We start from the raw sequence: 13,235 nt of genomic DNA, 5'->3' as shown, positions 1-13,235 counted from the left end.
TTTTCTGTTCCATGCGGGGATGAGGGCGTGGTAAATGGAGGGCATGTCTTACGCTCATTTTGTCCATCTCCGTAATCATTCAGCCTATTCTCTTAGTCAGGGTGCTATCCGCGTGCCTGATCTTGTGAAGTTGGCAGAAGAAAACGCCATGCCAGCTGTCGCATTGACTGATAGCGGCAATATGTTTGGTGGGCTGGAGTTTTCCCAACAATGTCGTAAGGCGGGGATTCAGCCGATTATTGGGTGCCAATTAGCTTTACCATCTCCCTCTGCTCGGCCCGGTATTCCAGCAGAACCGTTGGTTGTGTTGGCGCGCACGGAAGAAGGCTTGGAGAATCTTCAATATCTCTCCACCCAAGGTTTTTTGAACGGAGATTCGGCGGATCCTTCTATGCCGCTGGATGTTTTATGCAGCCGGGCTAATGGGTTATTTTTGCTTACAGGCGGTAATCGCGGGCCTATCAATAAATTATTGCTAGGTGAGCAAAGAGACGCAGCAAAACAGATGCTCCAACGCTTTAAAGAAGCGTTTCATGGCTATGTGGCGGTGGAGATTAACCGGCTGGATGAAGCAGGGGAGGATGTTACAGAACCTCAGCTCATCGCTTTAGCTGATGAGCTTGACCTCCCCTTAGTAGCCACCAATGAATGTTTCTTCCCTACGCCGGATTTGCATGAAGCGCATGATGCTTTGCTCTGTATTGCTCAAGGCCGGACAATGGCGGAGGAGGACCGCTGGCGTGTCTCCCCACAAGCGTGGTTTAAAACACCGGAGGAGATGCGCGCTTTATTCCATGACCTGCCAGAGGCATGTGATAATACGTTGATTATCGCGCAGCATTGTGCCGCGGCGGTGAATACACGCAAGCCGCTTTTGCCTGTTTGCCCTAAAGTGCGCGAAGGCAGCACGGAGGAGGAAACCTTGCGTGCTATGGCCCAAGAAGGGCTGGTAAAACGCCTTGCGGTTATGAAGGATGGCGAGGCCCGCCGCGCTGAGTATGAAGAACGATTGGAGACGGAACTCGGCATCATCGCCCGCATGGGGTTCCCTGGTTACTTCCTCATCGTGGCGGACTTCATCCAATGGGCGAAGGCGCATGATATTCCTGTAGGGCCGGGGCGTGGTTCTGGTGCAGGGTCATTAGTGGCTTATGCTTTGACGATTACCGACATCGACCCCATCCCCTTTGGTCTGTTATTTGAGCGTTTCCTCAACCCTGAACGTGTCTCCATGCCGGACTTTGATATCGATTTCTGTCAGGACCGGCGCGATGAGGTCATCCGCTATGTGCGCGATGAATATGGCCATGAGCGTGTGGCGCAAATCATCACCTTTGGGAAATTACAAGCCAAGGCGGCAGTGCGCGATGTGGGGCGTGTGTTGGGCTTGCCTTATGGTATGGTCAATCGTGTGGCAGAGCTTATCCCGAATAATCCGGCTAAGCCAACGCCTTTAGCGCAAGCGATTGAGGAAGAGCCACGCTTGCAGGAGATGCGCGATAATGATGAGATGATTCGCCGCCTCTTGGAGATTGCCTTGCAGTTGGAGGGGTTATTTCGCCATGCCTCCACCCATGCAGCCGGTGTGGTGATTGGGGACCGTGACCTTGTAGAGCTTGTCCCCCTCTATCGAGACCCGCGTAGTGAGATGCTCGTTACGCAATATAATATGAAGTTTGTTGAGCAAGCCGGGCTGGTGAAGTTCGACTTCCTCGGTTTGACGACATTGACCATCCTCAAGCGCGGGGTCGATTTTCTGCGTGATTTAGGGGAGGAGGTGGACCTCTCCCATATTCCACTCGATGATAAAAAAACCTTCGATATGATGGCGCGGGGGGATACGGCGGGCGTCTTTCAGTTTGAAGGCGCGGGTATGCGCGACATGCTCAAGCAGATGGCAGCCAGCCGGTTGGAGGATCTCATTGCTGGGGTGTCGCTTTACCGCCCCGGCCCGATGGAGAATATTCCCGAATATTGCCGCCGGAAACATGGAGCCCCGTGGGAGCCGCCCCATGAGGAGATTCGTCCCATCCTTGAGGAGACCTACGGGATTATGGTCTATCAAGAGCAGGTGATGCAAATTGCTCAGAAGATGGCGGGTTATAGTCTTGGTGGGGCGGATTTATTACGCCGGGCGATGGGGAAGAAAATCGCCTCGGAGATGGAAAAACAACGGGCCATCTTCTGTGAGGGCGCAACAAAGCGGGGCATTACTGCAGAGAAAGCCGAGGAAGTGTTCGACCTCATGGCGAAATTTGCCAATTACGGCTTTAACAAATCCCATGCGGCGGCTTATGCGTTAGTTTCTTATCAAACCGCATGGATGAAGGCGAACCACCCGGTGCCTTTCCTTGCGGGCTGTATGTCCCTCGCACGGGAAAAGACGGAGAAGCTAGCCGCCTTGTGCCAAGAGGCTAAACGGATGGGGATTCCCGTCCTGCCCGTGGATATTAATAAATCCCAAGCTGATTTCTCTATCGAGCGGTTAGAGGATGGGCAGTTGGGGATTCGTTACGCTTTGGCTGCCGTAAAGCGTGTTGGGTTTGTGGCGATGGAAGGCCTGGTAAAAGACCGTGGCACACAGCCTTTTTGCGATATGACAGATTTTGCCGAGCGTTGTGATTCCCGTCATATCAATAAGCTTCAAATGGAGAGTTTAGCCAAGGCTGGAGCGTTTGATAATTTAGAGCCTGACCGGCACACAGTCTTTGCCAGTGCGGAGATTGTGTTACGCCGTGCCCAATCGCGCGCGCAGGAGAAAGAGGTCGGGCAAGCGGGGCTTTTTGGCGGCGGCGTGGATAGTAGCCTGCGCGAAGTCTTGCGGCTGAAGAAGGTACGCCCTTGGCCGGATTTCGAGCGGTTATCGCATGAGGCTAGCGTGATTGGCTTCCATATGAGCGCACATCCTTTAGATGCGTATAAGCATGTGTTGCGGCGGCTGGCTGTGACCCCTGCGGTGCAGCTAGAGCCAAAGGCGCATCAAGGGCAGATGCGTGTTGCGATTGCTGGTTGTGTGGTGGAGAAGAAGGAACGCCCCACCAAAACAGGAAAGAAAATGGCGTGGGTGACGTTGACCGATGCGAGCGGGAGTTGCGAGGTCACGCTCTTTTCCGAGACATTGCAAGCCTGTCGGGATTTGCTGGTTGCAGGGCAGGCTGTGTTGGTGCAGGCGGAGTTGAAGCTAGATGGTGATGCGCTGCGTATTACGGCCCAACATGTGCAAGATTTAGAGGCTGCTGCAGCTGAGGAGCAAGGGGAATTGCGGATATGGATTAACCGCGCCATCGCTCTAGCCCCCCTTCAGACAATGTTAGAGGATGTAAAGGGTGGCCGAGGCCGTGTTGTCTTGCTGCCAGAGCTGGAGGAGACGCAGGCGATTGAGATTAGGTTGCCCGGATTCTATCGCGTTACCCCACGTCTTGCCGAGCAGATGAAGACGTTGGAGGGGATTAAGGAGTTAAAACAAGCGTAAAAGAAAAGGCCACCGGGAAGGGTGGCCTCTAATAAGCAAGACGTTATCGCATCCTTTTAAAAAGGCATGGGGACTTTAACGCCATTCACATGGATGGTGTCATGCTCTAGCGTGATGTGCCACCCCGTGCGGTGGTTGGGTTCTCTCTCCCCCATGATGCGGGCAATAAGCAAAGCTGCGGTGATTTTTGTGGGAGCGATTTTGCCAAGCTGGTCTATCATCTCCCCAATATGGCTGATGGAGAGATGAATATCAGCTTTGAGATTTTCACGCCCTGCCGTGGCGAGAACATCACCTCGGCCATCAATATCGCTACCATTTAAAGCCGTATGGAGTTGATTGACCGTTACATGATAAGGCGGCTGAGAAGAGGGGATAAAGGTAATATCTCCCGAGACAGACGGCGGTAGGAGAATCGCCTGTGGGGAGGTCATCCCGTTTGCATCAAAAAGGAAATGAATAGCCGGGCTTGTGCTGAGGACACGCACATGAGCCGTGCTTGCGGTGGAGGCGCGGTCTGGCCGGGTAAGGGTGATGCCTTGCCAGCTCATTTCTGGCAGCGCATTTTTGACTTCTTGCACTCCCGGTAGAGGTTGGTTAGCGCAAGCCTCCGTCATGCCACGGTGATAAGCGGTGAGGGCAGCATAAGCAACAGCGGCATTAAGGCGGGCTAGACCGGCTGCATCAAGGGTGCGTTTATGGTCTACCACTGTGCTGGAGCGCACGGTGATGCGATGTTGCGTGCCAGTAAGTTCCGCCTGCATGTTTTTGATGATGAGGCCGCCCTGCTTCGTCTTACTCACTTGCCCGGGGCTATAGGTAAAGCAGTTGGCTGAAAGATGGGGCAGTGTTTCAGCATATGCTGCTGGCAGGGCCATAACCCCTAAAAGAGCCAGTAAGCCTAAGCCTTTTGCGTGCGCTGCCATACGGAGACGATGTGTAGAAGAATGTAACATAGTACCCCGTAGAGTGGCGGAGTCTGGCCCTTCTGGCAATGGGGCGCGGGAAAATTATCCGCGCCGTTTTGTCTTACCAGAGGGCGGGGCAAAGAGAGCTGTGAGTTGGGCTACCATCGTGTCGCCTAAATCCTCTGCCGAGCTAATGGTCACACTATTGGCGTAATAGCGGGTGACATCATGCCCAATGCCGATGGCCAAAAGCTCCCCTGCATGGTCATTTTCGAGCTGATGAATGACGCGATGGAGATGCAGATCCAAATATTCCGGCCCATTAGCGGAGGAGGTACTATCATCCACTGGAGCCCCATCGGAAATCACCATTAAAATACGGCGATGTTCTGGCCGATGTTTTAGACGTTTCCATGCCCAGAGGAGGGCCTCACCATCAATATTTTCTTTTAACAACCCTTCGCGGAGCATCAGCCCAATATTACGCCGGGCACGCCGCCATGGAGTGTCGGCTGACTTATAGATGATGTGCCGGAGGTCATTAAGCCGCCCCGGCTCTTTAGGGCGGCCATCTTCGCTCCATTTTACACGGCTTTGGCCGCCCTTCCAAGCGCGGGTAGTAAAGCCGAGAACCTCCACTTTAATGCCGCAGCGTTCGAGCGTGCGGGCAAGAATATCGCCACAAATGGCCGCTGTGGTGATGGGACGGCCGCGCATAGAGCCTGAATTATCAATCAGGAGGGTGACGACCGTATCGCGGAAATCCGCCTTGCCCTCTTGCTTATAAGAGAGGGGGAGAGAAGGATTGCTGATGATACGCGGCAGGCGGGCTGCATCAAGAATCCCATCTTCTTGGTCAAAATGCCAACGGCGTTGCTGTTGGGCCAAAAGCTTACGTTGCAGACGATGCGCCAGACGGGAGACAAACCCTTGGGTTTGTTGCAACTGCTCATCCAGCCTTTCGCGCAGACGGTCTAGCTCGGTCGGGTCGCAAAGCTCATGGGCGTGGATTTCTTCATCAAACTCCTGCGTGTAAGCATGGTACCCTCCAAGGCCCGTAATTGGGCAGGGTGGCTCATCCTCACGCGTCTCAGAGGGGCCAGCAGGTTGCTCAAACCCATTTTCCCCTTCTGCAAGAAGGGCCTCAATCTCATCGGAGGCCGGGTCCTCCCCGCTGGAGGTGGAATCTTCCGCTTCATCATTGAGGATGGAGTGCTCATCGTCAGAGCTGCCTTCTTCCTCCTCCTCGCCTTGTGGGTCGGGGGAGGCGGACTCTCCAGCTTCACTGTCTTCACTCTGATTTTGATTACGGGAGCTAGAGGATTCCGGCTCTTCCTCATCACTTTGGCCCGTTTCTTCTAGAGTGAAGGTTTTTACAAAATGTTGTGTGGCTTGGTGGAAGCGTGATTGGTCGTCTTGGACGAGGGCGAGCGTCTCTAAAGCAGCGCGGGCTTTGGGGCCAAGGGCTTGTCGCCATTCTGCCAAGGCGGGGCCGGTTATCTCTTCTGGCAATGTTTGGCCAGAGAGTGCCTCGCGCGTGAGGAGTTCTAACGCGAGGGGGGCGGGCATATCTGCACGCTCCATCATGCGCGCGCTATTAAGCGCGTAGAGCCGCCGGGCGAGGTGGTTATTTATATTCGCCCGCACCCCGGCCATATGGCGGGAGCCATAAATCTCACAACGGGCTTGCTCCATCCCATCGGTGATGATTTGCGTTTGAGCATCCGCCAAAGTGACGCGCTTTGCAGGGTCGTGATGCCGTTGCTGTAGGGCTGCGGCATCGGTCGCCCCACGGATATAAGCTATCTCCTCCGGGGTAAGAGCCGCACGCTCTAAAGAGGCTAGAGCAGGGGTTAAGGGAATGTCCTGCTGCCCACTTAAAGCACGCTGTGTGGCTAAGGTCGCCTTGCGGAAAAGGTCGTGCGGGTCAGACATAAATCACCCTAAAGGTGAGGTATTAAAACAACGCTGATAATATTCAGCAACGATGCTGCGTTCTGCCTCATCACATTTATTGAGGAAGCTGAGGCGGAAGGCGAAAGGAACATCTTTAAAGATGTCAATATTTTCCGCCCAAGAGAGGACCGTACGGGGGGAAATAACGGTGGAAATATCGCCATTCATAAAGCCTGCGCGGCTAAGGTCGGCAAGCTCTACCATTTGCCCGATGAGTGTATCATCCAGCTTACCGCCCATTTTGGCTTTGATGATGCGGACTTCCTGCTCTTTGGGGAGGTAATTGAGGGAGGTGACGATGTTCCAACGGTCCATCTGCCCTTGGTTGATTTGCTGCGTGCCGTGATACAGCCCCGTTGTATCACCCAGCCCTACTGTATTGGCTGTTGCAAAAAGGCGGAAGGAGGGATGAGGCTGGATAACACGATTTTGGTCCAGCAAAGTAAGGGCACCATCAGTCTCCAACACGCGTTGGATGACGAACATTACATCAGGCCGCCCAGCATCATATTCATCAAAAATGAGGCTGCATGGGCTTTGTAAGCACCATGGTAACAAGCCTTCGCGGAACTCGGTGATTTGTTTGCCATCCTCTAGCGTGATGGCATCTTTGCCGATGAGGTCGATGCGGGAGATATGACTGTCCAAATTGATGCGTACACAAGGCCAGTTAAGACGTGCGGCAATTTGGTCGATATGAGAGGATTTCCCCGTCCCATGGAAGCCCTGCACTAACACACGGCGATTATACATAAACCCCGCCAGAATCGCGCGGGTCGTATCGCGGTCAAATTGATAGCTCGGGTCAATCTCTGGCACATGGTCTGTCTTTTTGGACCAGAGGGGCACATCAAAATCTAAATCCAGGCCGAAAAGCTCCCGTGCTGATTTTTGTGCATCGGGAGTCGCTGGCAATATGTCAGAAAGAGACTGTGTAGAGGGAAGAGCCATAGCGAAAATCCTGTCATGAAGAAATGTGGCGGAGGAGGGAATAACCTCTGATTATGGACTTCATCAGTACGATTACATAATCACCCTATAATGGGAAGAAAAGAGGGGCAGCGTCATTATGGCACATTGCTGTCCTCATAGTCTGTATTATGGGCGAAGTGTGCGCGGAGTGTGGCATAGGCCGTCCCGATGACTTTAAAGCGTTCTTCTGCACGCGGGTCATCCTGATTCGCATCGGGATGATAACGGCGCGCAAGGACACGATAACGTGTTTTTACCACTTCAATAGTGGTTGGCCAGTCGAGATCAAGCTGAGCAAGGGGGTCACGCAGGGCGGGGGGAGCTTGCTTGCGAGTCTCAGCAGCGTGTGAAGGGCGAGCCCTACGGCCTGCAAGAATATCCAACGGGTCATGCAGCCCATCAAGCGTAAAAGAGGTGCGTGCAGAATCGTGCCCCGGTGTGCCCATCTTCCAAGAGGGGCGTTGCCATGAGGTATCCTCACGTAGATGCCGCTCAATCTGGCCGGGTGTCATGCCCCGGTAATAATCCCAGTTCGCATTATAAAGGCGGACATGTTCTAGGCAAAACCAGTAATAAGCGCGCAAATTATCCCGCCCGCGTGGGGCACGATAGCCAGCAGGAAGGTCGCAATCAGGATGGTCGCAGCATTGCTCTGGGGCATCTGGGTCGGGCGCGAAGGCCTTATGACGAGAGGATTTGCGTTGCATAATGGACGATATGGGGAGAGGTTCGCCTTAGATGCAAGCATCCTTTTTTAGAGAAGGAAAGTTTTCTATTATACAAGGCGGTGAAGGGGCGTATGTTCCCTAGTTATCTGTGGGTCAGCGTGGAAGAAAGTTAATGACAAGAGCCGAGCGTATGAAGGCAGTGCTGGAGGAAGCATTGATGCCCTCTCAGCTAGAGATTCATGATGAAAGCGCACGCCATCGCCATCATGCCCACGCACGCAGTGCACAGCAGGAGGCGCGAGGGCCGGGGCAGGTGGGCGAGACGCATTATCGTCTGCATATTGTGAGTCGTCATTTTGATGGGATGAAGCCGGTAGAACGCCATCGCCTTGTTCATCAGCTTTTGGCCGCAGAGTTTGAGAGCGGTTTGCACGCCCTTTCTTTGACCTTAAAAGGGGAGATATCTGCGTGAAGGATTTATGCTCTCGGCTCATGCGCTATGGTGCGATTTATCATGTTAGGCTGTGGTCTGTTTTGCTGGTCATGTCGCTCTCTTTAATAGGGTGCGCTACAGCAGGATATGACCATCTTGCCGCAGGGGAGCGGCATGATATTCATCGGGTAGAAGCATATTTAAACGGGTTGAGTTCCATCCAAGCGCAATTTGCTCAGGATGGACCGGCCCAGCAGCAGGGAGATGGTCGTTTCTTCTACGTCCCGGGGCGTTTTGAGATGGTGTATGACGTCCCACATGCAACGCGGGCTGTTGCGCGTGATGGTCATCTGATTTTACGCAATGACGATAATGGAGCCGTGACGCATTTATCGCTAAAGCGTAACCCAATGGGGTTGCTACTACGCCATCCAATCAGCTTTGATAAAGATGTGCAGGTAACACAAGTCGCACGGGGTGAAGAATCGCTGCAAATTTCCCTAGCGGAAGCGAACGACCCTTCCCAAGGGTTGCTGACCCTGCAATTTTCTGATGTGCGGGGCAAGTTGAGCTTGATTGGCATACAGGGGGTTGATGGGCGGCATCATCATTTCGGCCTTTCCCTCTTTGATGTGCAAGAGAATCAACCGCTGGATGAAAGCCACTTCATCCCTCCTGCTTAACAGGGCCAAAGAGGGCAACCCAGTTTTTTAGCAAGGCGGCATCAGCTTCCGCCATGGTAAGGGAGGGGTTAAAGCGTTGCAGGCTGGTAACGCCGTAATCGCGTATGCCGCAGGGGATGATACCATCAAAATCCTCTAAGTTTGGCGCGACATTGAGGGAAATCCCATGCCAGCTGACCCAGCGGCTTACACGGATGCCTAAAGCGGCAATTTTTGCCTCTTGCCCTGTTTGGGCATCAAAGCACCATACGCCAATGCGTCCCTCCCGCGTAAAGGCTTCGATATTGAGGGATTCGAGGGTCATAATGAGCCAATGTTCCAAATATTGGACGAAGGCGCGTATATCCCGTGCGGGGAGGGGGCCGTGCGGGCGTGTGAGGTCGAGCATAATATAGGCAATGCGTTGGCCGGGGCCATGATATGTCCATTGCCCACCGCGTCCGGCCTCAAATGTTGGGTAATGATGTGGGTTGATGAGGTCTTCTGCTTTCGCTGATGTACCAGCTGTGTAGAGTGGTGGATGTCCTGTTAGCCAAATACGTTGTGGGGCTTGGTGATGGGCAATGGCCTCCACATTTTGCTGCATAAACGTGAGAGCGTGGGGGTAGGGGGAGAGGGTATTGTCTCTCTGCCAAATAATTTCTTCATAAAACTGTGTCATGACCATTGCCCTTTCTGCGTGGCTAAGCTATAGGCGATGTCACCGAAGCGGTCACGCCTTCTTAGGCAAAAAAGACCGCTTGTCACGGAGCGGCCGTGGCGGAATGGTAGACGCGCAAGCTTGAGGTGCTTGTGGGGGATAACCCCGTGGAAGTTCGAGTCTTCTCGGCCGCACCATTTCTTTCATAAGGATGAAGGAATGGTTCCTCTGCCCATCTGGCAGATTGCTATAAATTCATAAAAAAACCCCTATTCGTTTGTATTCATCTCCTTGTATGGGGTGGCGTTAAGCTTGTGTTTTCTTTTACACTAGCCCCGCTTCGGAGAGGGTGTTTATTAAGTTAACGCATGCCTCTCAGTATGAATGTACAAGAGTAGGAACGGACAGAAAGAGAGCTAAGATGATTAAGCCATTGAAAAAAGCCGTTTTGCCGGTTGCAGGTTTGGGGACGCGCTTTCTCCCGGCGACAAAGGCTATGCCGAAAGAGATGCTCCCAGTTGTTGATAAACCTTTAATTCAATATGCGATTGATGAAGCCCGTGCCGCAGGGATTGAGGAGTTCTGTCTTGTAACGGCTCGTGGTAAAGATAATTTGATTGATTATTTTGATGTTGCTTATGAGCTTGAGGCCACGCTGCAGGCACGTCAAAAAGAATCGGCCATGAAAGCACTGGAGAGTAGCAGCGTGGAGGCGGGATCTCTTGTGGCTGTGCGGCAGCAGAATCCACTTGGTTTGGGTCATGCTATTTGGTGTGCGCGTAACTTTATTGGTAATGATCCTTTTGCCATCCTTCTGCCGGATGATATCGTCCATGGGGGGCGTAGTTGTGTAGCGCAATTGGCCGATGTGTATCATCAAACAGGTGGTAATGTTGTCGCCGTAAATGAGGTCCCTCACGAATGGACAGACCGCTACGGTGTCCTCAAGATTGGTAAAGATGATGGGCAGAAGGTGGAAGTCACCGGCCTTGTTGAGAAGCCCGCCCCGCAGGATGCCCCCTCGAACCTCGCGATTATTGGCCGTTATGTTCTCACAGCGGATGTTTTGAAACCGCTCTCTGCGTTAAAAACGGGCGTAGGGGGAGAGGTCCAGCTGACGGACGCTATGGCGGAGATGATTGGTAAGGTGCCCTTCCACGGGTTGCGCTACGAAGGGACGCGCTTTGATTGTGGGAGCAAGCTCGGCTTTTTGGAGGCTCAGGTCGCCATGGCATTGGAACGCGACGACCTTGCTGATGATGTCCGCGCTTTCTTAAAGAAATATGTGTGAGGGGTAAGCCGTAAGATGACTGCGTTTAAGCATGATTTTGAGCCAACAAGCCTGCGTGAATATGATATTCGCGGCATTGTAGGTAAAACCCTCCATCCCGAAGATGCTTATGCTCTAGGGCGCGTCTTTGCGAGCATGGTTCGCCGTAATGGTGGGCATGTGGTGACGGTCGGTTATGATGGCCGTCTCTCCTCACCGTCTTTGGAAGAAGCCTTGGTCCGTGGGGCTGTGGATTCTGGCGTGACAGTGCGGCGTGTAGGTCGTGGTCCAACACCGATGCTCTATTATGCAGCCGTTACGGGGCAATCTGATGGGGCGATTATGGTTACAGGAAGCCATAATCCGCCGGATCATAATGGCTTTAAGATGATGATGAAGGGCAAGCCCTTCTTTGGTGAGCAGATTCGTGAGGTGGGGCGTTTGGCCGCGCAAGGCGATGTTGTGCCTAAGGCTGAAGGTCGCGTTGAGACCATCGACCCTTCCGAAGCCTATATTGCCCGCCTTCTTGAGGATTATGACGGCGAGAGGCCGCTCAAGGTAGTGTGGGATAATGGTAATTCCGCCGCGGGGGAGGTCCTCACTCGTCTGATTAAGAAACTCCCCGGTGAGCATACGATTCTATATCCAGAGATTGATGGGACATTCCCCAATCATCATCCTGACCCTACTGTGGAAGGCAATTTACAGGACCTCATCAAAGAGGTGCGGACGCGTAAGGCCGATGTTGGTATCGCTTTTGATGGCGATGCGGACCGCGTAGGCGTTGTGGATGGTAAGGGAGAGATTCTCTGGGGCGATCAAATCCTCGTTCTCTTAGCGCGTGATGTGCTGAAGAAGCATCCTGGTGCGACCATCATTGCTGATGTGAAGGCGAGCCAAGTTCTTTTTGATGAAGTCGGCAAAGCCGGTGGTAAACCGCTCATGTGGCGGACGGGTCATTCGCTCATCAAAAGTAAAATGGCGGAGACGTCTTCACCCCTGGCAGGGGAAATGTCGGGCCATATTTTCTTTGCAGATAAATGGTACGGTTTTGATGATGCTCTTTACGGGGCTATCCGCGTGCTTGGCATTGTTGCCCGTCTCACCGGTACATTAGCGGAGATGCGTGAGGGCTTGCCGCAGATGGTCAATACGCCAGAGTTGCGCTTCCCCTGTGATGACCTTAGAAAATTTGATGTTATCAAAGAGGTCGCCTCCCGTCTGGAGAAGGAAGGGGCTGATGTCTCCTCCGTAGATGGTGTGCGGGTGAACACGGATGATGGCTGGTGGCTCTTGCGGGCCTCTAACACGCAGGCAGTGCTAGTCGGGCGGATTGAGGCACGCACTCATGAGGGGTTAGCGCGGCTTAAAGCAGCTTTTACCGCGCAATTAGAGGCGTCTGGCCTGCAAGCCCCGGATTTTGATGCGGCGGCCGCTGGTCATTAAGCTCTAAACTGATGTGGGAGGGGGATGTACCGGCGGGTTTAGCTCGTTGGGGACGGCAATGCGGGCGTAATGTTCTGGATTGGCTCCTCCCGCCCAGTTGTCTATCTTGCGGTTGTGAAATCGCACCCGGTAGTGCGGGTGTGTGCGGGGCGTGTTTTAATGCGATCCGTTTTGTGCATCCGCCCTTTTGTGATGTATGCGCTTTGCCTCTTACCCAAGATGAGGTGGCAGAGCGCGGGTGGCTGTGTGAGACGTGCGAAATACGCCCGCCTTTATGGCGGAAAGGCCGGTCTGCCTTTTTATATGAAGGTCAAGCGCGTCAGCTCATCATGGGCTTAAAATATGGCAGTAAAACCGAACATGCTGCAACATTAGCACGGTTTATGACCACTGCTGGGGCGGACATTTTAAAGCCAGATACGGTACTTGTGCCTGTTCCAGTCCATCGTTGGCGTTTATGGACGCGTGGTTATAATCAAGCGGCTCTAATATCGCGCGTCATTGCGCGTAAACAGGGGCTGGCCCATTGCCCTAATGGGTTAAAACGGCAGTTCCGTACGGAGGCGTTAGCTCATCTATCACGGCATGGGAGGCATCACCAATTAGCGGGGGCCATGACGGTGAATCCGCGGCATTGTGAGTTCCTACAGGGGCGTTCTGTCATTTTGGTGGATGATATTTTGACGACAGGCGCAACATTGGGGAGTTGTGCAAAAGCATTGTTTGAGATTGGCTGTGTTTCGGTAGATATTCTAGTGGCAGCGCGGGTAACGTTACTTTGAGAGGG

At 53.3% G+C, this 13,235-nt stretch carries 11 protein-coding genes and 1 tRNA gene; 7 read left to right on the top strand and 5 right to left on the bottom strand.

What is annotated here, in order from left to right; translation table 11 throughout:
• The first annotated feature begins 43 nt into the window (after nucleotides 1-43).
• On the top strand, nucleotides 44-3,472 hold the full coding sequence (gene dnaE / locus NQF89_RS02705) for a DNA polymerase III subunit alpha (RefSeq protein WP_266137500.1): 3,429 nt from the start codon (nucleotides 44-46) through the stop codon (nucleotides 3,470-3,472).
• Nucleotides 3,473-3,528: 56 nt separating this feature from the next.
• Here the strand turns inward: dnaE and NQF89_RS02700 are convergent, their stop codons facing one another.
• The 4 genes from NQF89_RS02700 to NQF89_RS02685 form a co-directional block, all read right to left on the bottom strand.
• The gene (locus NQF89_RS02700; RefSeq protein ID WP_266137446.1) at nucleotides 3,529-4,428 is read right to left on the bottom strand and encodes a hypothetical protein; all 900 of its coding nucleotides are present in this window, start codon (nucleotides 4,426-4,428) and stop codon (nucleotides 3,529-3,531) included.
• A gap of 54 nt (nucleotides 4,429-4,482) precedes the next feature.
• Nucleotides 4,483-6,315, bottom strand: a complete 1,833-nt coding sequence (locus NQF89_RS02695; protein ID WP_266137445.1) for a cobaltochelatase CobT-related protein — start codon at nucleotides 6,313-6,315, stop codon at nucleotides 4,483-4,485.
• 3 nt (nucleotides 6,316-6,318) lie between these two features.
• Nucleotides 6,319-7,287: an AAA family ATPase gene (locus NQF89_RS02690; RefSeq protein ID WP_266137444.1), complete on the bottom strand. Its 969-nt coding sequence runs from the start codon at nucleotides 7,285-7,287 to the stop codon at nucleotides 6,319-6,321.
• Between the two features lie 116 nt (nucleotides 7,288-7,403).
• Entirely contained in the window at nucleotides 7,404-8,015 is a 612-nt protein-coding gene (locus tag NQF89_RS02685; protein ID WP_155579390.1) for a J domain-containing protein, read from the bottom strand.
• A 133-nt stretch (nucleotides 8,016-8,148) separates the two neighbouring features.
• Here NQF89_RS02685 and NQF89_RS02680 point away from each other — a divergent pair, with 133 nt between their 5' ends.
• Both NQF89_RS02680 and NQF89_RS02675 read left to right on the top strand, forming a co-directional pair.
• Nucleotides 8,149-8,448: a BolA family protein gene (locus NQF89_RS02680; protein ID WP_155573285.1), complete on the top strand. Its 300-nt coding sequence runs from the start codon at nucleotides 8,149-8,151 to the stop codon at nucleotides 8,446-8,448.
• Nucleotides 8,445-9,092, top strand: coding sequence for a LolA family protein (locus tag NQF89_RS02675; protein ID WP_266137443.1), 648 nt, complete (start codon nucleotides 8,445-8,447; stop codon nucleotides 9,090-9,092). Before NQF89_RS02680 ends, NQF89_RS02675 begins: the two co-directional genes overlap by 4 nt.
• Here the strand turns inward: NQF89_RS02675 and lipB are convergent.
• A complete protein-coding gene (gene lipB / locus NQF89_RS02670) occupies nucleotides 9,076-9,759 on the bottom strand; it encodes a lipoyl(octanoyl) transferase LipB (RefSeq protein WP_370513433.1) in 684 nt (227 codons plus the stop codon). The two genes, NQF89_RS02675 and lipB, sit on opposite strands and share 17 nt — an antisense overlap.
• Nucleotides 9,760-9,842: 83 nt before the next feature.
• Here lipB and NQF89_RS02665 point away from each other — a divergent pair.
• The 4 genes from NQF89_RS02665 (at nucleotide 9,843) to NQF89_RS02650 (ending at nucleotide 13,230) form a co-directional block, all read left to right on the top strand.
• Nucleotides 9,843-9,929: transfer RNA gene (locus NQF89_RS02665), tRNA-Leu, on the top strand.
• A gap of 224 nt (nucleotides 9,930-10,153) precedes the next feature.
• Nucleotides 10,154-11,023 carry a UTP--glucose-1-phosphate uridylyltransferase GalU gene (galU, locus tag NQF89_RS02660; RefSeq protein ID WP_155579388.1) on the top strand — a complete coding sequence of 290 codons (870 nt, stop codon included), beginning with the start codon at nucleotides 10,154-10,156 and terminating at the stop codon, nucleotides 11,021-11,023.
• A gap of 15 nt (nucleotides 11,024-11,038) precedes the next feature.
• On the top strand, nucleotides 11,039-12,448 hold the full coding sequence (gene pgmG / locus NQF89_RS02655) for a phosphoglucomutase/phosphomannomutase PgmG (RefSeq protein ID WP_155573282.1): 1,410 nt from the start codon (nucleotides 11,039-11,041) through the stop codon (nucleotides 12,446-12,448).
• An 11-nt stretch (nucleotides 12,449-12,459) separates the two neighbouring features.
• Nucleotides 12,460-13,230 carry a ComF family protein gene (locus NQF89_RS02650; protein ID WP_155573281.1) on the top strand — a complete coding sequence of 257 codons (771 nt, stop codon included), beginning with the start codon at nucleotides 12,460-12,462 and terminating at the stop codon, nucleotides 13,228-13,230.
• Nucleotides 13,231-13,235 lie beyond the last annotated feature (5 nt).

Origin of the sequence: Bombella pollinis, from assembly GCF_026385485.1 — a bacterium.
GTDB lineage: Bacteria > Pseudomonadota > Alphaproteobacteria > Acetobacterales > Acetobacteraceae > Bombella > Bombella pollinis.
This window is presented reverse-complemented; position numbering and strand designations above follow the sequence as displayed.